Source organism: Capilliphycus salinus ALCB114379 (assembly GCF_047276495.1).
GTDB classification, from domain to species: Bacteria; Cyanobacteriota; Cyanobacteriia; order Cyanobacteriales; family Microcoleaceae; genus Capilliphycus; species Capilliphycus salinus.
On the sequence record NZ_CP178543.1, the window covers coordinates 1,438,955 to 1,460,725 of the forward strand.

At 42.8% G+C, this 21,771-nt stretch carries 19 protein-coding genes; 7 read left to right on the top strand and 12 right to left on the bottom strand.

The features are described 5' to 3' along the window. Positions 1 to 2: 2 nt before the first annotated feature. The gene (locus ACL6C3_RS05920; RefSeq protein WP_413166165.1) at positions 3 to 980 is read right to left on the bottom strand and encodes a LysR family transcriptional regulator; all 978 of its coding nucleotides are present in this window, start codon (positions 978 to 980) and stop codon (positions 3 to 5) included. Between the two features lie 233 nt (positions 981 to 1,213). On the opposite strand from ACL6C3_RS05920, the gene ACL6C3_RS05925 reads away from it, so the two are divergent. After that, positions 1,214 to 1,570, top strand: a complete 357-nt coding sequence (locus tag ACL6C3_RS05925; RefSeq protein ID WP_413166167.1) for a four helix bundle protein — start codon at positions 1,214 to 1,216, stop codon at positions 1,568 to 1,570. 71 nt (positions 1,571 to 1,641) lie between these two features. Here ACL6C3_RS05925 and ACL6C3_RS05930 read toward each other — a convergent pair whose 3' ends face one another. Continuing rightward, positions 1,642 to 2,901, bottom strand: a complete 1,260-nt coding sequence (locus ACL6C3_RS05930; protein WP_413166169.1) for a HEAT repeat domain-containing protein — start codon at positions 2,899 to 2,901, stop codon at positions 1,642 to 1,644. Between the two features lie 158 nt (positions 2,902 to 3,059). On the opposite strand from ACL6C3_RS05930, the gene ACL6C3_RS05935 reads away from it, so the two are divergent. Continuing rightward, the gene (locus ACL6C3_RS05935) at positions 3,060 to 3,509 is read left to right on the top strand and encodes an SRPBCC family protein (RefSeq protein WP_413166170.1); all 450 of its coding nucleotides are present in this window, start codon (positions 3,060 to 3,062) and stop codon (positions 3,507 to 3,509) included. A gap of 40 nt (positions 3,510 to 3,549) precedes the next feature. Here ACL6C3_RS05935 and ACL6C3_RS05940 read toward each other — a convergent pair whose 3' ends face one another. The 5 genes from ACL6C3_RS05940 to ACL6C3_RS05960 all read right to left on the bottom strand — a co-directional run bounded on the left by ACL6C3_RS05940 (position 3,550) and on the right by ACL6C3_RS05960 (position 8,959). After that, positions 3,550 to 4,056: a lipopolysaccharide assembly protein LapA domain-containing protein gene (locus ACL6C3_RS05940; RefSeq protein WP_413166172.1), complete on the bottom strand. Its 507-nt coding sequence runs from the start codon at positions 4,054 to 4,056 to the stop codon at positions 3,550 to 3,552. 136 nt (positions 4,057 to 4,192) lie between these two features. Continuing rightward, the gene (locus ACL6C3_RS05945; RefSeq protein ID WP_413166174.1) at positions 4,193 to 5,626 is read right to left on the bottom strand and encodes a pyridoxal phosphate-dependent decarboxylase family protein; all 1,434 of its coding nucleotides are present in this window, start codon (positions 5,624 to 5,626) and stop codon (positions 4,193 to 4,195) included. A gap of 234 nt (positions 5,627 to 5,860) precedes the next feature. Continuing rightward, the gene (locus ACL6C3_RS05950) at positions 5,861 to 7,036 is read right to left on the bottom strand and encodes an NAD-dependent epimerase/dehydratase family protein (RefSeq protein WP_413166176.1); all 1,176 of its coding nucleotides are present in this window, start codon (positions 7,034 to 7,036) and stop codon (positions 5,861 to 5,863) included. A gap of 82 nt (positions 7,037 to 7,118) precedes the next feature. Beyond that, entirely contained in the window at positions 7,119 to 7,709 is a 591-nt protein-coding gene (locus ACL6C3_RS05955) for a chromophore lyase CpcT/CpeT (RefSeq protein WP_413166177.1), read from the bottom strand. A gap of 47 nt (positions 7,710 to 7,756) precedes the next feature. Continuing rightward, positions 7,757 to 8,959, bottom strand: a complete 1,203-nt coding sequence (locus ACL6C3_RS05960) for an esterase-like activity of phytase family protein (RefSeq protein WP_413166179.1) — start codon at positions 8,957 to 8,959, stop codon at positions 7,757 to 7,759. An 849-nt stretch (positions 8,960 to 9,808) separates the two neighbouring features. Between ACL6C3_RS05960 and rocD the strand changes: the two genes are divergently transcribed. Continuing rightward, positions 9,809 to 11,047: an ornithine--oxo-acid transaminase gene (gene rocD / locus ACL6C3_RS05965; protein WP_413166181.1), complete on the top strand. Its 1,239-nt coding sequence runs from the start codon at positions 9,809 to 9,811 to the stop codon at positions 11,045 to 11,047. Positions 11,048 to 11,158: 111 nt separating this feature from the next. Here the strand turns inward: rocD and ACL6C3_RS05970 are convergent, their stop codons facing one another. Next, positions 11,159 to 11,326: a hypothetical protein gene (locus ACL6C3_RS05970; RefSeq protein WP_413166182.1), complete on the bottom strand. Its 168-nt coding sequence runs from the start codon at positions 11,324 to 11,326 to the stop codon at positions 11,159 to 11,161. 20 nt (positions 11,327 to 11,346) lie between these two features. On the opposite strand from ACL6C3_RS05970, the gene ACL6C3_RS05975 reads away from it, so the two are divergent. After that, on the top strand, positions 11,347 to 12,675 hold the full coding sequence (locus tag ACL6C3_RS05975) for a tetratricopeptide repeat protein (RefSeq protein ID WP_413166184.1): 1,329 nt from the start codon (positions 11,347 to 11,349) through the stop codon (positions 12,673 to 12,675). Here ACL6C3_RS05975 and ACL6C3_RS05980 read toward each other — a convergent pair. Together ACL6C3_RS05980 and ACL6C3_RS05985 are read right to left on the bottom strand one after the other, a co-directional pair. After that, complete coding sequence (locus ACL6C3_RS05980) at positions 12,635 to 14,971, bottom strand: pentapeptide repeat-containing protein (protein ID WP_413166186.1); 2,337 nt, start codon at positions 14,969 to 14,971, stop codon at positions 12,635 to 12,637. The genes ACL6C3_RS05975 and ACL6C3_RS05980 overlap by 41 nt on opposite strands. Positions 14,972 to 15,498: 527 nt before the next feature. Further along, positions 15,499 to 15,804: a hypothetical protein gene (locus ACL6C3_RS05985; protein WP_413166187.1), complete on the bottom strand. Its 306-nt coding sequence runs from the start codon at positions 15,802 to 15,804 to the stop codon at positions 15,499 to 15,501. Positions 15,805 to 17,018: 1,214 nt separating this feature from the next. On the opposite strand from ACL6C3_RS05985, the gene ACL6C3_RS05990 reads away from it, so the two are divergent. Next, complete coding sequence (locus tag ACL6C3_RS05990; protein ID WP_413166188.1) at positions 17,019 to 17,462, top strand: T3SS (YopN, CesT) and YbjN peptide-binding chaperone 1; 444 nt, start codon at positions 17,019 to 17,021, stop codon at positions 17,460 to 17,462. Positions 17,463 to 17,483: 21 nt separating this feature from the next. On the opposite strand, the gene ACL6C3_RS05995 is transcribed toward ACL6C3_RS05990, so the two are convergent. Together ACL6C3_RS05995 and ACL6C3_RS06000 are read right to left on the bottom strand one after the other, a co-directional pair. Further along, on the bottom strand, positions 17,484 to 18,281 hold the full coding sequence (locus ACL6C3_RS05995) for a Uma2 family endonuclease (RefSeq protein WP_413166190.1): 798 nt from the start codon (positions 18,279 to 18,281) through the stop codon (positions 17,484 to 17,486). A gap of 132 nt (positions 18,282 to 18,413) precedes the next feature. Continuing rightward, positions 18,414 to 19,262, bottom strand: a complete 849-nt coding sequence (locus ACL6C3_RS06000) for an endonuclease/exonuclease/phosphatase family protein (protein ID WP_413166192.1) — start codon at positions 19,260 to 19,262, stop codon at positions 18,414 to 18,416. 86 nt (positions 19,263 to 19,348) lie between these two features. Here ACL6C3_RS06000 and ACL6C3_RS06005 point away from each other — a divergent pair, with 86 nt between their 5' ends. Together ACL6C3_RS06005 and ACL6C3_RS06010 are read left to right on the top strand one after the other, a co-directional pair. Then, positions 19,349 to 20,701 carry a hypothetical protein gene (locus ACL6C3_RS06005; RefSeq protein WP_413166194.1) on the top strand — a complete coding sequence of 451 codons (1,353 nt, stop codon included), beginning with the start codon at positions 19,349 to 19,351 and terminating at the stop codon, positions 20,699 to 20,701. 164 nt (positions 20,702 to 20,865) lie between these two features. Then, complete coding sequence (locus ACL6C3_RS06010) at positions 20,866 to 21,564, top strand: DUF3120 domain-containing protein (protein ID WP_413166196.1); 699 nt, start codon at positions 20,866 to 20,868, stop codon at positions 21,562 to 21,564. Positions 21,565 to 21,771 lie beyond the last annotated feature (207 nt).

Below are 21,771 nucleotides of genomic sequence, written 5' to 3' on the forward strand. Positions count from 1 at the left end.
GTTTAGGAGGTACGATGAGCGGTTAATTTGCCAACTTCTGGGAGAACGGAATTTTCGGTTGGCGGAATAAACTCTTGTACCAGCTTCCAGAAATATTCTATCGGGGGAATTTGCATTCGGTCGGAAGTGGCAACCATGACGACTTCCCGACTCCAAGCGCGATCGCCGGCGGAGGGGGGTAGGTCATTTTGGGGAGAAATGGGACGAATGGCTAAAGTTGGATCGCTTTGGGATTCAATTAAAGCCGAACGGGGGAGTAAAGCCACTAATTCTCCCTGACGGACAACTCCGCGAAAGGCATCGAGGGTGTTGAGTTCTAGAACGGCGTTGAGTTGGCTTTGGGTTTGGTTGAATTTTTCGAGAACCCAACGCTGCATTCCGTAACCGTCTTTGAACACGACCTGGGGATAACGGACCAATTCCGACCAAGGGACTTGAGTATAACTGGCGAGGGGATGGGTAGAGGCCATCAATACTTCTATGGGTTCCCAATAGAGGCTTTCGACTATCAATTCTCCGGTTGCGGTAAAGGATCGGTTGTTCATCACGATGGCGACGTCAACTAACCCGTCTCGCAACACTTTTAACGCCCGATCGCTTCCTAAGGAGGTGACTCGCAGTTGTACTTCTGGGTAAGCGTAGCAAAATTTTTGTAAGACCGGGGGCAAATAGGAGGCGCAAATGGAATGAATGGCGGCGACACAGAGTTCGGGTTGTTTTCCGGCTAGCAAAGTCGCCAGTTCTTCTTTTGCACTGTCCCAGGTTTGACAAATTTTGCGTGCGTAGGGCCAAAACCGTTCTCCTCCAACTGTCAGCTTGGCTTGGGCGGTACGATGGAATAGGGGTAAACCGAGTTCGGCTTCTAGTCCTTGCACCTGGCGGCTGATGGTTGATTGAGTTACACCACAGATTTGTGCGGCTTGTTGAAAGCTTCCGGTTTCAGCTACACACAGAAAGGATTGCAACTGCTCTAAGCGCATGAAAATTTGATTAAGATGGCTCTACTCTATCCAATTTCATGGTAATTGATTTAGTATCCCCATTTGGTACGGGTTGATACAGCTTTTACAGTCACCAGTCACCAGTCACCAGTCACCAGTCACCAGTCACCAGTCACCAGTTTTACAGTCACTCATTACCAGTCACCAGTCACCAGTGTTTTCAGTTTTCAGTTTTCAGTTTTTTTTAGTGATTAGTTTTCAGTTAGATTCCTGTGAGTAAAAATAGTATTGCTTATGATAAGGCTTATCAGTTTGCAATTAGAATTGTGAATGCCTATAAATATTTAACTGAAACTAAGAAAGAGTTTGTTCTCAGCAAACAACTTCTGTGTTCGGGTACTTCTATTGGAGCCAATTTAGCTGAAGCTAATAGTGCCATTTCTTCGTCCGATTTTAGTGCAAAGGTTTCTATTGCTTATAAAGAATGTCAAGAAACAAAGTATTGGCTATCAATACTTAAGGATACAGGATACATTGACGAAAAGGCATTTAACAGCATTTATCAAGATGCGGAAGAAATCGCCAAAATCCTCTTTGCCATCCTAAAATCTACTAATAGAACCAACTGAAAACTTAAAACTGTTATCACTGGTGACTGTTCCCTATTCCCTGTTCCCTGTTCCCTGTTCCCTGTTCCCTGTTAATTCCATTCTTGTAGCGCCATATAAATTCCTTTTTGTAAATTGGGGTCGAGATTATTTTCTTGAGTTAATTGTTGGAGTCGTTGATAAATTGGGGGAGAGTTTATGGGAACGTTTAACTGTTTTAAGGCGGCGATACAGTGAAATTGAACGGTTTTTTGAGAATCGGCTAACAGTTGAACTAAAGCATCAAAAGCGTTAATATCTCCCAACTGTCCTAAACTTAAAGCAACCAATTGTTTAAGATTTGGAATGTCTAAAGCGGGATGTTGACTTTGGAGAAATTCTATTAAAATTTGACTGGCTTTTGTTTTGGCTTCGGGTCGGTTTGTTCGTCCGATTCCTTGAATAATTTCTTGATGAATTGCCAAAGATGAGGGGTGAGAATTAGATTCTTCTGGAATGGTGAATAAAATTTGTTTAAGCTGATTTAAAGCTGCGGGGGTTTCTATCCAACATAGCGATCGCACGGCATCAATTTTAACGCTGGCGGGGGTGGTTTTCGATTGAATTTGTTCGACTATTGCCATCACCGCTTCATCGGTTCCCAAACGGGAAAGGGCAATTTGTGCCTGCTGACAAACACCGGGGTTAATATCCCATAATAAAGGCTGGAGTTGTTCAACTAAATTCAATTTGTTTACTAAATCTTCTCGCCGACTTAACCCGATAATGGCTTCTTTTCTAACCGCAGGGTAAGGATCGTTTAAAGCGTTAATTAATACGGGAGGAATACGCGGATCGTGAAAACTGCCCAAAGCTTCAATACTGGTTTGGCGAACTTTTGGGTTAGAATCGTTAACGACTCTCAGTAGCGGTGCGATCGTTTCTGAGCGACGAATTTGAGCGAGTGCTTCTGTGACAAACGGTCTTAACTGTTCGTTTTCGAGTAAAATATTGAGAGAATCAACGGCGGAAGTTCCCAAATTGGCTAAGGCGGTTGCTGCCATTTCTAGTAATGAGTTTTCTGAGGACTCTTCGGTTTTAGCGGTTTGTAAAACGTTGACCAAAGCGGGTACAACCGCATCGCTGTTAAACTGTCCTAAAGTCCGGGCGACAAACCAACGCACTTCGGGATCTGTTTCGGAGTCTTCGAGAATTTCTATCAACGGGTTAATGGCAATTGTTCCCATTTTGGTTAACTGTTTGGCTGCATCCCAACGTTGTTGAAAGTCTCCGCTTTCTAACTCCGCGATCGCTTGGGAAAGTAAGGCTTGAGATTGACTATTATCAGATAAGTTAGAAAACCGATCACCCATAAATTAAATTCTAATTCTTGAAAACAGCTATCTTTTGACCTCACCCCCAGCCCCTCTCCTACGAGGAGAGGAGTGTCCGCAGGACGAGGAGAGGTTTTTAGTGTAGCAATCAGTTAATTCTCATGCAATTCTAGATCTAGAACTTCTAAAAAATAGCCATGCTACATTTTCGATATAGTTCTGTAATTGATGCGCCTGTCGAGGCGGTTTGGACCTTCCACGAACGTTCCGATATCTTACAATTATTAACCCCCCCTTGGCAACCGGTGGAGGTGATCCGACGTGAGGGAGGGTTGGATGTGGGGGCGATAACGGAATTTCGCCTGTGGTTGGGGCCGATTCCGGTACAATGGTTAGCGGTACATACCGAATGCGATTGCTATCGACTGTTTACCGACGAACAGAAACAAGGTCCGATGGAAAGTTGGGTACACCGACATCAGTTTTCTTCAGAAGGGGGAAAAACTCGCCTAACCGATGCCATTTCCTATTCTCCCCCTGGCGGTTGGTTGGCTGAAAACTTGTTGGCGTGGTGGGTCAATAGCCGTTTAGAAGATATGTTTCGCTATCGCCACGAAGTCACCAAACGAGAATGCGAGAAAAATTGATTGGACTGTTAAACGTCTGCGTTGACGGTTTCTTGATCAATTATTGAACGGTATCTGCTTGTTTTTCTGAGTCTTCTGTTGAATTTTCAGTTGAATTTTCAGTTGAATTTTCAGTTGAATTTTCAGACTCGGTTATAGGTTTGACTTCAGGTTTGGGAGAATTTGGGGTGGAAACAACGGTTTTAGAGTTATTGTTTTTTTCTTCAGCGTGAATTTGTTCAACATCTCCCTCTAATTCTTGAATTCGCTGTCCCTGTTGATGAACCTGCTGAAGATCTTTCTCTAATTCTTGAATGCGTTGTTCTTGCTGACGAATCTGACGCATATTTTGACGGGCGCTGACGATTCGTTGCAGTTGAGATAATAAAGCAAACAGCCAAGCTAGTAAAGCCCCGACTCCGGTTGCTGCAATGAGTTCAATGGCGAGGGGGGCTTCAAATTCAACCCCTTCGATCAATTGAATTGTGGCAAGTTCTGTATTCTGTAAACTAAATAAAACTAAGCCGATACAAACGATAAAAATTAACACAAAGTTAAGCGGTCGCATGAGGAAACTCCAGACTACAAGCGGATTACTGTTTCAATTTTACCGAATATTGTTCGGGATGACCGGATATTTTTGGGGGTTTTTGTTAATTGCGGAAGTTTGACCCGGTTGAGGGGTTAAGCAGATTATTGGGTTTTTAGCAATGAGTAAATGTATCAATCTGTTGAATCAGGCGATCAAGTTGTGTCCGATTGAGATAAGGATTAAGTAAAATAATTCTTAACCAACATTGTCCCCGATAAACGGGAAGAGAGAGAAATAGATTGGCTTTTTTCAGCAAATAAGCTTGTAATTGGGCATTCCATTTTTCCCGATTCTCCGGTAAAATTTTAGCAGGAATACTCCGAAAACAAATAATATTCATATCGGGTTGACCCACAACTTCTACATCCGATTTGTTTTGTAATTTTTGAAATAAATAATCGGTTAATTGATAGCTTTCATCGATTAATTTAGCGTAACCTTCTTTGCCGAAGTGTTGCAGCGATAACCAGAATTTTAACACATCAGCATGGCGGGTTCCTTGTACAGAAATTTCTCCTAAATTGATTAAATCATCTGCGGCTTGCATATAGGGCGCACCAATTCTAAATTCAGTTTCTAACTGTTGAACGTCTCGAAACAAAACCATTGCACAAGTTCGGGCAACGTACAACCACTTTTGCGGGTTAAATGTGATAGAATCTGCCTGTTCTATTCCTTGTAATTTTTGACGGTGTTGAGGTGAAAAAATAATTGCTCCCCCATAAGCTGCATCCACATGAAACCATAAATTGTGTTCCCGGGCAATTTCAGCAATAGCGGGTAACGGATCAATATTTCCGGTTGTTGTGGTTCCGGCGGTTGCGACGATACAAAAAGGTATTTTTCCCGCTAATTTCGCCTGTCTAATTTGACGGTTTAAATCTTCTATTTCGATTTGAGAGTTGTGATTTGTTTGAATCGGAATCACCGCAGAAGTTCCCAATCCCAACAACATTGCTACTTTTTGTACAGAGGTATGAGCAACTTCTGAAGCAAATAAAACCGGTTGCTGGCTGTGATTCCAAATTCCCGCTTGGTGCGAATGAAATGCCCGATTTCGGGCGACGGTTAAGGCTTGGAGATTGGCTAAAGTTCCGCCACTGACCATGACGCCACCGGAAGTTTCACCCAAACCAAATAGCCGTGCAAACTGTTTAATCAGGTGAAATTCCAGACGTGAAAATATCGCCGACATTTCCACACTCAACATATTATTATTCAGTGCGGCTGCAACCAATTCTGCTAAGATAGAAATGGTCGTCGGCATCGAGTCCATGTGACCCATATAACCGGGATTAGCCGCATTGGTTGAACTTTTAATTATAGTCTTTAATTGTTCCAGTAAAACCGATTCCGAGATGGGATGTTCGGGAATTAAAACCCAATCGCTGAGGTCGCCGACTTCGGGAAGCGGTGAATGGTTAATCGCAGTGGTTAAGTGAGATAAGATTAAGTCTAAAACTTGACTCGCCAGTTGTTCAATTTCCTGACGATTTTTCCCTTGAGGGTCAATAAAAGCGGTTAGCGGTAATTCCGAGAGATTCATAGATAAATTCTAGATTAATTCTATGATTACATTCCCAAAAGGGAGAATCTTCCTGTCTTTGTATTTTAGCGGTGAGTTCATCCACCCAAGATATTAATCGGTGTTTTCTGATAGTTGATAGAAAGACGCTGCATAGAACGCCCCTACCGTATAATTTAGTATTAATTGAAAAAGTTGGGTTTCACAGCGTTCAACCCAACCTACTCTTTCATCTGTTGAAATATTCGTTTGTGATTACTTAGTCATTTTTGCAGAACCGGGATTTCGCCAAGAGACTTTCGGTAAAATTTCATTCTTGTCTACCCGACCCTTATATTTCATCGCAAAATTCAACAGCGAATCTAACAACGAATCCGATAGAAAATGGGGTTGTAATCCCAAATCTAACAAATTGGTATTCTTCGCATTGAAATAATGGTTTTCCATTTCAACCCGAGGATTTTCCAGGTTTTGAATATCGACATCCAACCCAACTGCATTACCCGCTTTTTTCACCATCAGCGCCAAATCTTTAACGCTAAACATTTCGGTAAACTGGTTAAAGACGCGGAACTGACCGGCTTCTGCGGGAGTTGCAATGGCTAACTCCACACAACGAACGGTATCGCGAATATCGAGAAAAGCCCGAGTTTGTCCGCCTTTACCGTAAACAGTCAGGGGATGACCGATAGCGGCTTGAATGCAGAAACGGTTTAAAGCGGTACCAAAAACCCCATCGTAGTCGAGACGGTTAATTAACATCTCATCCATGCCGGTTTCATCGGTAAGAACCCCATAAACCACACCTTGGTTTAAATCTGTCGCCCGCAGACCCCAGATTTTACAGGCAAAATGGATATTGTGGCTGTCGTGAACCTTGGACAGATGATAGAAACTTCCGGGTTGCTTGGGATAGGGTAGGGTATCTTTTCGCCCGTTGTGTTCGATAGTAATATAACCTTCTTCGATGTCAATATTGGGGGTACCGTATTCGCCCATCGTTCCCAGTTTCACCAGATGACAGTCGGGGAAATGTTCGCGCATGGCGTATAAAATATTGAGCGTTCCCACGACGTTGTTAACCTGGGTGAGAACGGCGTGTTCCCGGTCAATCATGGAAAACGGTGCCGAACGCTGTTCCCCGAAGTGTACAATGGCTTCGGGTTCAAACTCCAGCAAACTATCGAGAAGGAAGCTATAGTCGTTGATATCGCCCACATAGAGGTCGATAGACTTCCCGGTTAAATCTTTCCAGCGTTGAATGCGTTGATGAATGGGTGCGATTGGGGTTAGGGTATCAATACAAAGCTGTTGATCCCAGTGTCGCCGCACTAAGTTATCTAAAATCCCAACTTCATAGCCTCGGTTGGATAAATGGAGGGCTGTAGCCCAACCGCAGTAGCCATCACCACCAATTACCAGAACTTTCATAAATTCAATTGCATCTCGTTTTGCTGATACTGGGTTAATGTATCAGGAATTGGTACCCTGTGAACTGTTTTGTTGAACTTGATTAGATTTTGACTTCGGAAGCAAAACTCGCCCAACGCACAAATTGAAAGGGTCCGGCGACCGACCCCCAAACGTGTTCGTGGGTTTCGGAGTCCAGTCCTCGGTCGTGGCTGGTCATGCCATTTTCATGGACTTCAAACCAACTGTCAAGATAGGTGACTTTCCCTTTCCGTTCTACAATACACCCTTTTCCGGGTTCAACTTCTCCTCGAAAGCTGTGACCCGTCCAACGGGTCATAAAGGTACAACCGGGGAGTTTTCTCAGTTGTTCAATTTTCAGGTCTTGTAGGCGTTCAGGTTGACGGGAGGCGCCGTAAAATTGTTCTTGGTTCTCGATGGCGTAATTTTCAATATCAATATAATCTTCTTGGGGAACGAGTTTGAGAATTCGTACCCGATAGGGCTGGTTAATAATGTAATCATAGGCTTGTTCGAGATAAAGACTCACCCCGTCTAAGAATTCTTTGGGTAACGGACGCATACAGACGCGAATATGGGCGAAAAGGGGTGGGTTGTCAAACGCCTGGGGTTGGTTGCTGAAGTCGGAAGCCATCCAACGGGCTAAGGTTTCTATGTCTGTTGAATGAGTCATTTTTGCAATCGTTATCTTATGGGTAAATTTTTGATTAGGATAACAGATTAAGTTTGCTTGAGGCTAAAGAGCAAAAATTGAGTGGTTTGGCTGTCATCCTCACTCATTAATAGTAAACTCTGATTTCCTGACGGTAAACGGGGGCCTAATGTCATGCTGGTCAGAGGATGGAGGGATATGTTGAGTTGGTTTAGGTCGAGTAAGAGTTTTTTTCGCATCGGTTGTACTTTTCGCAGTTCTCCCCGCAAACTGGCTATTCTGGATGTATCGGTTGCATCTCCGGTAAAGACTTGATAGATTTGACTGGAATTGGCCGATTGCTCTAAACTCAAAAAGTATCCGCCTTGATTGAGTGCAACCAGATCAATTAACTGATTGGGCGAGGTTTCTTCCGCTTCTAAAGGATAGAGATTTTCTGAGACGAGAAAAGATGCGCGATCGGCGATAACATAGTGTAATATTCTCAGTTTTGTTCCTATCTTTTCATCTCGATCTTGAACTAATGGCACTTCGGTTGAGGTAAATAAACGAAAGGGATCTTGTCCGCCCGGACTAAAACCATCGGGTGCAATACTCATCGCTTTAAACCCGGAATTGGCTTGGATGCCTTGCTGTTGTTTTCCGTCTTCTATTGCGGGAAAATAACTGGGGGGAATGGGAATGGTATTGCGAAGTTGTCCGGTTTTGAGGTCGTATTCTCCAATCAACGGTAAACTCTGTTCCTCTACAGTATTTTCTGTGGCGATAAACAGGGAATTCCGGGGCGAAAAGGCGAGACTTTCGGGGTGAGTTGTGGTTAGCAAAAGGGGTTGACCGTCTTGACCTTTGAGAACGGTTTCGTTTTCAATCTTAATCTGATTTAAGCGGGTATTTTCTGGGGAGTTTAAATCAAATTTTAGCGTGTAAAACCGAGCGGAATTGTCGTCTTGATTTTGAGTCAGGGCGTAGAAGTGAATTCCCTCTGTGGTGCTATTACTATATCCGGGAATTTCGTAGGTAATGGCAGATAGACGACCGATAGAATTATTGTTAAATTGGGTTGTGTTGGCGAGGGAATATTCTCCTAAAAAGTCTAGGGAGAAGTCGAGAAATATTCGATCTTCTGCGGAAACTTGAGGTAACGCGCAGGAGGTTAGGAGCGTTAAGAGTAAAATCATCGATCCCACAGACTGAAAGAGACGATGATGCCATTGACGCTGAATCACCTGGTGTTGTGATGCAGTGGGTTTGATGTTGTTGTGTTTGTTCACGATGCTTTTCTCAACCATCGCTGATATTATCCCATGCTTTCGCTTAGGCGTGGGAACACTGTTGAAATAAACTTCCCGGCTGCGATCGCCGATGGGGATTTTTTGTCGAAGTTCAACCTTGCGTTAAGTTCTCGTTTGTGCCAGAATCTATTGCAGTCTGGGCGGTTTGGCTTCTGTGATCTGTTGTGAACAAATCCCCTTTCGTCGCCGTCATCTTAAAATAGGTCACAATATGCCTAAATTGTACCCTATTGACAGTATAAACCATTTTTTCAGATTTTTACTGTTAAATTTAGACAATTTTTAGGCAATCCCCAATCACAAATCAAGTTCAATCAAAATAATTTTTAGGTTGACTTCAGCATTCCCTCAGTGATACTGTATGTAAAGTGTCAAATTTCCAGTGATTAATGGACTGGAAAGCAGATGCAAAAGTCTCAGAGGCAAGATGGCTTTGAGATTGCCCCTGGAAAGAAAAGATCAAGCAATCATGCAAAAGCCACGACAGCTAGAGGAAAAAGCTCTTATGTCTACCCGAATTTATACCCAAGTTGAATGGGTAACAGGTTTTACACAGCGTATCTAACTGAATAACTTTTGTGAAGAGTAAACAGAGGAGGAGTCGAGTCACTTTACTCTGTGTTTGTTAGGCATTCAAAAGTTTTGTAGTCAATTGAATAAACGGATATACCCTAACAGCAAGTCAGACATTTTTCAACTTGACTGCTTTGGGTATCAATTCCAGTTGTTCACACAAAAAATAGTCTCGCACTGTTGCTTGACCGTTAGAAGTTTTATTGCTTTCTAACAGTTGCGACAGGATTTTTCTCAGTCATTTTAGGAGAATTTATGCAAACCGCAATTCCTTCAAAAACTTCTACTCATTCAGATTTAAGCACTCAAACTTACATTGATCTAGAAACCGCCTATGGTGCGAATAACTATCATCCTTTAGATGTGATCATTAGTGAAGCAAAAGGTGTATGGGTTTGGGATACCAATGGCAATAAATATCTCGATTGTCTGAGTGCCTATTCAGCTTTAAATCAGGGGCATTGTCATCCAAAAATTTTACAAGCGTTGCTACATCAAGCCCAAAAAGTAACCTTAACTTCGCGTGCTTTTCGCAATGATCAATTAGGGCAATTTCACAAGAAACTCAGCCAAATTTCAGGTCTTTCTAAAGCTTTACCGATGAATTCGGGAGCAGAAGCCGTTGAAACTGCAATTAAAGCCATTCGGAAATGGGCTTATCAGGTGAAAGGTGTAGCCGCTCATCAAGCTGAAATTATTGTCTGTACTAACAACTTTGGTGGACGGACAATTAGTATTATTAGTTTTTCCACAGAAGAACAATATCAGGATGGTTTTGGTCCCTTTACTCCCGGATTTAAGGTGATACCCTACGGTGATGCGTCGGCGCTAGAAGCGGCAATTACACCCAATACGGCAGCTTTTTTCCTAGAACCCATTCAAGGAGAAGGGGGTATTATTTTACCGCCTGATGGTTTTCTCAAACAAGCTGAACAAATTTGTCGTCAGAATAATGTATTATTAGTCTTTGATGAAATTCAAACGGGTTTAGGGCGCACAGGTAAAATGTTTGCCTTTGAACATGAAGGCGTAAAACCTGATGGTATTACCATTGGTAAGGCATTATCAGGTGGTTTTTATCCGATTTCGGCTTTTCTCAGTACCGATGAAGTCATGGGAGTTTTTAACCCAGGAGATCATGGCAGTACCTTTGGGGGTAATCCCTTAGCGGCGGCGATAGGTTTGGCGGCGTTGGATGTGATTCTTGAAGAAGAACTTCCTGAGCGTGCTGCTGAGTTAGGAGAATACATGATTTCCCAGTTACAGTCTATCCAAAGTCCCTACATTCAAGAGGTTCGGGGACGAGGATTATTAATTGGTATTGAGTTAACTGTAAACGCTGGAGGCGCTCGTCAGTTTTGCAAAGCTCTGATGAAAAAAGGCATTCTTGCTAAAGAAACCCGCGAAAACATTATTCGACTCGCACCGCCACTGGTGATTACCAAGTCAGAAGTGGATTGGGTATTAGAACAAATTGAGCAAGTTTTAGCTTGAGAACAGCTTGCAGTGATTGAAATCAGCACGTTTGAAGTTCCCTGGTGCAGTTGCACTGGGGATTTTTTGTCGCATTTCTCGCTTGCACTCAATTCTCGTTTGTGTCAGAATCTAGGCTGTCTGCGGGGTTTGGCTGCTGTTAGCGATCGCGAACTTATCCCCTTTTGTCACCGTCTTCTTAAAATAGGTCACAATGCGCCCAAATTGTACCATAATGTCAGTATAAACCATCCAAGCGCCTTTTTTTGTTAAATTTTGAACAATTTTTAGGCTATCCATTTATTATTAAATACAATTCTATGACCAATCTATTCAAGCAAGTTTTCCGGGTTGGATGTGTAAGTCTAATAGGGGTAATTTTAGGGTTAACTTGTGGAAACTTAACGGCTTTGGCACAAAATGAAAACGGTTCAGAAACCGAACAAAACCCGCAAGTTCTCGATCAATTTTCACCAAATCCTTTAGAAAGTACCGAACCCGAACCCCTATTACCAAATCCTCCAGTTGTGGGAGATTTATTAAACGAAACCGAACAAGAAAGACTCGCCCCGGAATTAGACAAACTCAACGAAGAAGCGTTAATTTTACTCGAACAAGGCGATCCTTTTGGTGCTTTTAACCTGTGGACTCGCGAGTTGCGATTAAGGCGTTATTTTGGATTATTACCGGAAATTGCTGCTTTACAACGAGTGGGTTTAATTGCGTGGAATAATAACCAACGTCTCTATCTTCAATTTTTAGTTGAGCGTTTAGAGGAAATTTTACAGCAGGTTAAAGCCGAAGAAACACTAAACATTGAAATTTTAGAAGCCTTGGGTACAGCTTTTCAAGAAACCCGAGAAAAAGAATTAGGAATAGAAACCTATCAAACCTTGCTAAATTATGCTCGGGAACAAGAAGATATTCTCCAAGAAGAACAAGCTTTAAGTAAAATCGGTCAAATTTATCTCGATTGGTTAGATTATGAAGCCGCAGCGCTAGTTTACGAGGAATTATTAGAGATACAACAGCAGATTAAATTACTGCGAACGGAGGGAATTTTACCGCCTCCTCCACCCCCTCCGGTTAATGCGGAAGGGGAAACGGTCGAGCAACCGAGCGAAGTTCAATCTCTAGAAAATTTATCGTTTATTTATGAACAATTAGAAAAACCGTTAAAGTCAATTGCGGCTAGAGAAAGGCTGGTGGGTTATTATTCCCAACTGCAAAATTTCCAACCGATTCCCGATTTAAAATTGGCGATTGGTTTGAATTTTGAAAAGTTGGGTTTATTCCAACAAGCCGGTCAAAATTATCAAGAAGCTTATACGGTGGCGATGACGATTCAAGAGCTTGCAAATGCGAGCGAAGCTTTGGGGAGATTGGCGAAATTATACCGTTCTCAAGAACAAACCCAAGCGGCTTTAGAATTGTATCAAGCCCAATTATTAATTGAGCAGCAATCCTACAATTTTTATGGTATGATGAATGTATATGATAATATCGGGCAAATTTACTTCGATCAAAAAGCCTACCAGCGGGCTTTAGCCGCCTATCAGCAAGGCTTACAAATTGCTCAACAGTTGAAATATCGAGAAGATCATTTTGTCAAACGGATCGAGACGGTGAATCGACAAATTGCTCCATAAAGTTGGCATGATCGAGGTCAAATTGATCTTCAGCCAATATATGTTTAAGGGTATCGGGTAATCCCGAACAACATTCAAAAGTTACTCCTTGAATTTGGGTTTGATTGAGATGACTCCCAAACAAATTAGCGCCGACTAAATTCGCATGATCAAGATTGGTTTGGGTTAACTCGGCATGACGAATCGAAGTATAGCTAAGATTGGCTTCCGTCAGATTGGCTTGGGTTAAATTAGCCCGGGTTAAATCGGCATGAGATAAGTTAGCCTGACTCAAATTGACTTGAGTAAAGTTAGCATGACGCAGGTAGGTTGAAGTCAAGTTAGCCTCTTGTAATTCGGCTGATTTGAGATTAACACCGCTGAGGTTAACTTTGACTAAATTCGCTTGTTTGAGGCTGCTGTGACTTAAATTGGCGCGATAGAGGTTGGCGCCTCGCAAGTAAGCGCCATCGAGGTTGGCATGAGTGAGATTGACTCGTCTGAGATCGGCATAGGACAAGTTGGCGCCGCTTAAATTAACACCGCTTAAATTTGCACCCCGCAAGTTAGCATAACTCAAATTTGCACCGCTTAAATTGGCGCCTTTGAGGTTGACACATTCTAAATTAGCGTGAGATAAATTCGCTTCGCTTAAGTTGGCGGTATTTAAACTCGCCGCCATTAAATTCGCCGTGTTTAAATTAGCCTTTTTTAGGTTAGCATGACCTAATTTTGCACTGGTTAAAGTCGCGTGAGTGAGATTAGCAGATTGAAGATCGGCGCGGCGCAAATCGGCTTTGACTAAGCTGGCATCGGTTAAGTCTGTATTGCTTAAATTGGCGATTAACAGTCGAGCTTCGTTTAAAACGGCGCCGCTGAGGTTGGCTTGGGTGAGGTTGGCTAACCGCAAATCAACTTGAATTAAGTCCATTCCTCTTAAGTCGGTTTCTCGCAGATTGGCGCCTTTGAGATCGGCGCCGCTGAGGTTGAGAGATCGGAGGTTTGTTTGACGGAGATCGGGGCCTTTAAATTGACAAAATAAACGATATGTGTTTAATTCGGTCTCCGAGACTTCGTTGGATGGACTGTTATCGAGATTGACCAAATGATATTGAACATTGGTGGTAAATATTGTAAAAACCAGATTGAAAACTTCCAGGAATTTAATAAAGTGCTGACATTCTTCTTCCGGATAGTTTTCATAGTGTTGAAGCAAATTGGCAATGCAGCATTCTAAATAAATTTGGGCGGATTTATAAATTAAAACAATTTTCAGTAAAAGAATGGCTAGGGTGAGGTAGTTTCCCCGTTCAACTAATAAGACAAACGAGGTTGAGGGAGATTTGGTGTTTTCGGTTGTCAGCAGTCTGATTAATTGTTTGCAGGTTTTGGAAATATAGGGTTTGGTGATGGTTTTATAATTGTATTGAGCGTCAAATTTTTCGAGTTTGTTTTGCAGTGTTTCTCTAATTTGGTTAGCCGGATATCGAGAGGAAACGTGAAGCATTAAGTAATTGAGAAGGCTTTCTTTGAATTCTCGATAGTTATAACTTTGAGTTTGTTCTAAAAAGATATCGGCTTGATGTGCATAACTAAAAACTCGCTCCGTCGAGATGGTTTTTTTGATTAAGTTGATGGCTTCATCTCCTAACTGAGTCGGGTTATTAATGTTTGTGCTTTGCGATCTTGGCGTTTGAGAACGAGCCACGTACATGGCCAAATCAAAATTATATTTATCTTTGAGTTGTTTGGCTAGGTTGATGGTAACTTGATGTTGAACTTGAGATTCACTGCGATTAATTTGGGTCGATAACAGATAGGATTGATAGCGGTTTATCCATTGCGATCGCTGGTGTAAAGCATAGTGGCAAATTTCTTGATAATCTTGACTTTGTAAGAAGCTATAGGTCCATTTTCTCAGGAGATTGACGCTGGGGGAGATTCGTTCTTCTTGATAGTTAGCCAAGCCGATCCGGTCAAATAAAACTTGAATGTATTCTTGTTTTTTATAAATTGTCCAATTGTTGATTAAGATGTAAAATGATTGTTTGAGCGTCGCCGAAAACATTGACTGACTTTGATCGATAATCATGCGGTTTAACGCCTGATTAACCCGGTCGCTTTCGGTACAATTGAGATGGACAAAAATTTGTTCAAATTCATCAATGACTTGCTCGGGAGGCCATTGATTAACGATTTCCATCAAAAATTGACAAATTTCAACTTGTAGCTTTTCCAGCTTAGAATAGAAAACGCAGTCGTGTAAACTTGAGTCTTGAGGAGAAGAATAACTCTCCGACGTGCTTTTATTGATCATAGTAGAGACCCCCCTAGTCCATTGAATCCCGATGGATTATTCGTCATCCCAAGCTCTCCTGTCAGTAGTATAAACCTCCGTCGAGTTGAGCCTTTATTTTCTTTGGAAATCTTTAAGTTTATTTACTTCATTTTATAACTCAATTTTTTTAAACTTGCCAAGTTCTATCTCCGTCAATCCTGACCGAAGCGGGTTCGATCAACAACATCCTCTACAGTCCGACTCCCGGACTCAGGAGAAAACTCACACCGCAGTTAAAGACGCATCAACCCAGATGAAATCAAAATTTAACCCAACCCGAACAGAAGGTTCTTTGGGAATGGAGTTGCTCCCTGCACCTGTCTTGTACCGCAACCCCGCATTTTGACAATTGTAAGGGAAACCCATTCTAAAAGTAAGTAGCCTCGCGAACATTTGTCTAGATTCCTTTGAGTTTCAAGATTTAATCAGCTTTTGTTCATACTGATCTCTCGATGGGGGAACTTATGCAAATTCACCCGGTTAGATGGTCAGAATTCCGATCATTTTTAAGCGGACAAATTTCTGAATTTTAGTCCTAAAATTACATCATCCCATTGAGTTCCGAGATAACTAATGGTGTGAGTAATGCTATTAATACAGTAGAAACCATCGAGTTCCGAATAACTATCGGCTAAAATCTTCAGTTCATATTGAGTCGCAAGCTGAAGGTTTCGCTTCAATTCCCAGTTGATCTCATCTGGGTAAACATAAACATCGTCACCGGATTTCTCGATGAGCAATACTCCTTTGACTTTACGAATTGCAACCGTTGGGGGTATCCGACTGGGATTATATCCTTGAACAATATTCATAACAGCTTCCTCCTGTTCCAAATCAGGTTAACCTTAGCTAGTTTTTAGAGATTTACATCTTTCTACGGAAGTTAATTGATCGTTTCCGTAAGTCTGATTACAATTGATGGCTTTTATCGGCTAACACTACCCGCTTTTCACCCACCGCAACAGTTAAGATATTCATACCAGCCTGTTGGGGAACTGAAGGGGTTGTCGTTTAACCGAATGACACCTTTACAGACCTCTTTTGAGATCAAACTCCTTTATCTTGAACTCCGTTTACAAGGCTTCTCTAAAACTTAAAGACTTAACGCCAGTACGATAGCACAATTTAGCAGAATTTGGAGTGTTTTCCCAAGCCGAATTTTTTCTGCTACTTAACTATTTTAACAAACTTTCTTGATTCCGTAAAAATTTTTACCGAGAGAATATCAAATTCAACGGGTTTTGACCGGCTAACCTTTGGGTTTTTCTTGACCCTACAGGCGGCGCAAAGATTTTGCAAACGCTAACGAATGATCGCTCTTTTTCTTTTCCCCTTGGCTTGCAGCTTGCGAACAGATTCACAGGCTTTAAAATCCATGCTAAGATTTAAAAATTTATCTTGATGGTTGCTCCCTTTGTGAAAAGTCTTAGCATTCAACCGCCTCAATTTGTCAAGGGAGAAATTCTATAAATTTAACTGGGACTCGAAAGCCCAGGAAAGACTCGCAATCCCCAATATTTTTTAGATTTTCTCTACTTAAATCTTCTCAAAAATTCGGCGATCGCCCGCTTGACTTCCACCGATTAAACAGGTAAGATAAATTGGGAGCGATCGCGTCACATTGTCCCGGCGATCTTTTATTTTTCTAACATCCGCAAAGCTTGAAAAGCCAGAAAGAAAAATCCGAGCGATCCCAAAACCGTTAAAAGGGGTTCAACGAGTCTTGGTGTAAAGAATTCACCCATGATAAAGTTCTCCTCAAATAATGGTTGTTTTGAGAGCCTAGAGAATTTCGCCTATTAATCAGTAAAATCAAGGAAATTCTCAACTCAGATTATACATTCAAAGGCGGCTATAGGTGTTAATCGGAGGTCGGGAATTATTTGGGATGGTTTGAATTTTCCTCCAGGGAGAGGTCGCTCGGGGAGTCTCAGAGGAAAAGTTAGAGAAATGATACAAATTTCTAGCAGAAGGACCCGAAAGGTGTTAAAACGAGGTTAGAAGCATTAAGAGAAGCAAAATAGAGATGAGGTTTGAAACGCTCAAGCAAGAAGCTTGCTACGAAAAAATTGAACGCTGGATGCGGGAACTTTACGGTAAGTTTCCCTGTCCAAAAAATGAAGTTCCGGGACTAAGTTTATTTATGGGTTCGGCTCAAGTGGACGTGTTAGTCTTTCCTTGGGGAAACGACGATGCTATAATTACAACCCGATCCTATGTAGTAACCGGGGTTGAACTCACACCCGACTTGATGCGGTTTTTATTACGAGAAAATCACAATATGCGCTTCGGAGCATTTGGAGTAGACGAACGGGGTGATATCGTATTTGAACATACAATAGTCGGTTCAACCTGCGATAAACTGGAACTGGAAGCTTCGGTGAATGCGGTGTTAGAAATTGCGGATGATTACGATGATAAAATCGTCGAAAGATGGGGAGGGAAACGGGCGCTAGATCGGTTTAGTTAGATGCGGACATAAACTAATAAATTAGCTATTTCTGTTAATCAACGCCCGAATTTGTTCCGAAGAGAATCCCGTGATTTGCGCGACTTGTTCCCGACTCATTCCCTGCTGTAAAAGGTTACGAGCAACCTGATTCAGTTGAGACTCTGCAAGTTCTGCTCGTTGGCGTTCTTGTTCGGCACGTTGATATTCTTGTTCGGCAATTTCTTGAGGAAGTGGAAACAATTCTCCGTCTAAATTCCCCCAGCGCAACCAAGTCGCTTCAATCCCTTTATACTCACCGAACCAACGCACTAAACCTAATCCCAAAGCTTGACTAATGAGTTGATTTTGTTCGTTAAACGAAAGGGATTGAAAAACCCCTTGTTGTAGGGAAAAACCCGCAAAATCATCCGGATTAAACGGATCGAACCAAAAATATTCAGAAACCCGCAAACGATCTTGATAAATGTATTTTTTTTCAGTTTTATCGAATTCGGCGGTACTATCAGAAAGTAACTCAATCACCACATCAGGCGCTTTTCCTTCCTCCCAAACCACCCAACTGCGACGTTCTTTTTTAGGAACCCCCAACACCGCAAAAAAATCAGGCCCTCTAAAGTCTTTATTTCGGACTTGTTCTAAGCTATAATAAACAAACATATTCCCCCCAACAAACCCATCAGAACGTTCGCCGATCCAGGGTTGCAAACTATTAATCAGGATTTCCATTTGAAACTGATGACGTTGGCTTTCCATCGGTTCTCCATCATCATAGGGAAGTTCTTCCTGAGTGGGAGGAAGAGTGGTAAGATCGGGAGCAATTGGAGTCGTTTCAGACATAGCTATTTAATCAGAGTCAGGTTGAATAAACAAGTTAACAAAATTGACATCAAAAAAGCGATCGCGTAACTCAATTATAATTGTTCAAAGAAACAATCGCGATCGCCGTTCAATTAAAATCAGAATTGGCAGTTAAGGAATGCTAAAATTAGCCGTGAGGGGATAGTGGTCAGAAAACCCCTGTTTTTCTTGTTGACAAACGGGTTTTTGAACAAACAAAACATCAGATTCGCACGGCCAATTTTTCGCCAGTTGAGAGACAAACACATAATCTAAAATACTGGAATAGTTGGGATCGCATTGAGTCCCCGTCGGCGGACAAGAATTAGTTTTCAAACAATTCGGCTTAATCCAAGTCATCACATCTTTTTGTAAGAAAATATCAAAAGCCCTGTTCCCCTTTTTTGTTTCCAAATCAAAATCAAAATTATAATCCCCAACCGCAATCACAGGTAAAGATTGACCCTGCGCCCAATTCCGTAAATTTTCAGCCTGTTGGTTGCGTTTCGTCTCGCTTCCCCGGTTAAAATGATTAACCGTAAAAAGAAACTCTTGACCCGTCGGTAAAAACTTAAAACGAGCCACCAAAGGCGATCGCGAACCGCCAATGTTATCCAATTCTTCACTATCTTGAAGTTCAAGCTTATTTTGATTGTAGATAATTTGCAGCTTATCTAAAGTTCCCGTTGTTCCAAAAATCGACTCAAAATCCGATCCCGGAAAAGCAACCGCCCGAGTAAAAATATCGGCAGCCGCTCGATCGGCCACCTCCGAAAGTCCCCACAAGTCAGCCCCAGCAATGTCTTCCATCTCCTGGGCAACCAAACGCGGATCGGTATCCTCGAGATCGTCAGATTCGACATTATAGCTGATAATAGAAAGATGTTCAGCGCTTGCCGGAAAAGCCGGAGCGATCGCCACAAAAATAACCAGCAAAATCAGACCGAATCCCCATAAAATTGACTGAATTCTAGATTTCATAACCCTAGCTGTAAATTGGACAAGTTTTTGTCAGCTTGGCAATACAGACGCACACAGACGCAATATCGCAGTCCAAGGAGTAACTCATGCCTGTTGAAATCGTACCTGAAACTGACTTCAAATATTATCTAATCGCCTTTGATGAAAAAGGACGAGAACGCAACGACGATCCCGACGGACAGATGAGTAAACGAGTGATTGAGGTGTTAAAAACAGAACCCATTACTGATGTTTTTCTGATCGCTCACGGATGGCGCAGCGATGTTCCGGCGGCACGACGTCAGTATACTCGCTGGATTAAAGTTATGATAGAACAACAGGCCGACCTCGATCAGATCAAAGCGGTGCGATCGGGATTTTCTCCGCTGTTAGTGGGCTTACATTGGCCGAGTCTGCCTTGGGGAGATTATGACTTAGCAAATTCTTCGGCAATTTCCTACGGGTTTAGCGCCACATCTACAGCGACTGAGATCAATCAATTGGTTAGTCAGTACGCGGCTCGTTTGAGCGATACTCCCCGAGCAAGACAAGCCCTAGAAACCATTTTACTCTCAGCCCAACAAAATATCGCCCCGGAAAAATTACCGCCAGAAGTCGGCGAAGCTTATCGCATTCTCAACTCTGAAACCACTTTAACCAGTCAAAATTTAGGTTCATCGCCCGGGGCGGATAGAGAACCCTTCGATCCCGAAAGTACGTTTCTGGTCGCCCGTCGGGAGGCGTTAAGTTATGGCGGGTTTAGTTGGGGAGGAGTATTAGCCTCCTTGCGAACCCTATCGTTTTGGAAAATGAAAGATCGAGCGCGTCAGTTTGGCGAAGGGAGCGGACATGACTTTCTCCAAGACTTACAACGGGTCAGCGGCGAACAAGTCCGGTTTCATTTAATTGGTCATAGTTTTGGCTGTATTGTGATGTCGGGAATGTTGGCCGGACCGAAAAATTGGGGCGTGTTGCAACGTCCGGTTAATTCTTTATTTTTAATTCAGGGGGCGGTTTCCCACTGGTCTTATTGTCCCGATATTCCGGTAACGCCGGGGGTTGCGGGGTATTTTCACCCGTTAATTGCCGAGGGGAAAGTGTCCGGATCTATTATTACAACCTATTCTAAGTTTGATACCGCAGTCTGCAAATGGTACCCCTTAGCGGCGAGTGCTTCGAGTTTATTGACGCGATCGGTGAGTTTCTTTGAATTTAACGATTTTCCGATGTACGGCGCTCTGGGGGCGTTTGGCGCTCGGGGAGGAGATGATTTTCGGGCGGTGGATATGGATATGTTGGATCAAAATTCTTCTTATCCGTTTTATCCGGGCCAAATTTACAATCTCGACAGTCAGGAGTTTATTCGAGAAGGTTCAGGCCCAGAAGGCGCTCACAACGACATCGCCCACCCCGCAGTCGCCCACGCCGTCTGGCAAGCGGCGATCAGCAGTGACTGGTGACTGTTTTATCCCCCCCCTGGGGATATTGGTTTTGTGTTATCCTATAGATGCCCCCCTGGGGGATATGTGAAAAATCTCGGCTTAATATCTTAAATAAGATAAACTTAAGTAACGAATTTTTAAGAAAACGGATTTAAAGTTAGAAAGAGCTATAGGAGCGAACCTTGACTACTACTCAACCCACTCAAACGACAGATAAATTTCAGATTATCTTAAGAAAACTTCAACTTTCTCAGAAATGGATGCTGTTTGCGGCGGCGGTGTTTCTGGTGTCGGTCCCCGTGTTCTTTCAAGCGCCCCTGGTGCGAGCGTGGCCCGTGTTAAGCCTGCTAATGACCGGAGGATGGTTGGCCGGAAGCCTGTGGTTAATGCGATCGCGGCGAACCTGGGTGTGGGGGGACTTGTTACTTGGATTTACGTTAAGTTGGTTAACCGGATCGATCTATTGGGGTTGGTTGCGGGGAGAACCGCTTTTCCATCTTCCCATTGAAGCTTTAGGGGTTCCCTTTGCTTGGTGGTGTCTGCAACGGGGATGGGGTAAAGTCGGAAATTGGTTTTATTTGGGATCTTTATTTGGAACCGCAGTAACAGATGGATATTTTTACATCGCGGGTGTAATTCCCCACTGGCGACAGTTAATGACCCAAGATCCCACATTCGCAGTTTCCATCCTGCAAGATGCGTTAGAACAGGTGAGTACCCCCTGGGGGATCGGTTGGGCGGTGGTGTTGGTGACGGTGCTGTTGGGCGTGGGTTTGTGGCCGTTACAATCGAAACAATTACATAAATGGGTGTTCAGCGGGGCAGTATTGAGTACAATTTTAGTAGATAGCCTGTTTTTGGTCGCAGCCTGCGCCGCCTAAGGACGGACATGGGTGGAGGTTGGGATACATCTAACCCCAAAGCGGGAGGCTAAAATCGATCGCAGCCGTCAAAACCTGAAAAAGGAAAGAAAAAGATAGATCTTTTCAGATCAGAGACTAAAATAGAATCGATCAGGGCGACGCTGAAGAATCTCCCAAGTTCAGGTTGGGTGTTATAAACTTTTGTTGGGCGAGATAATAAACGAT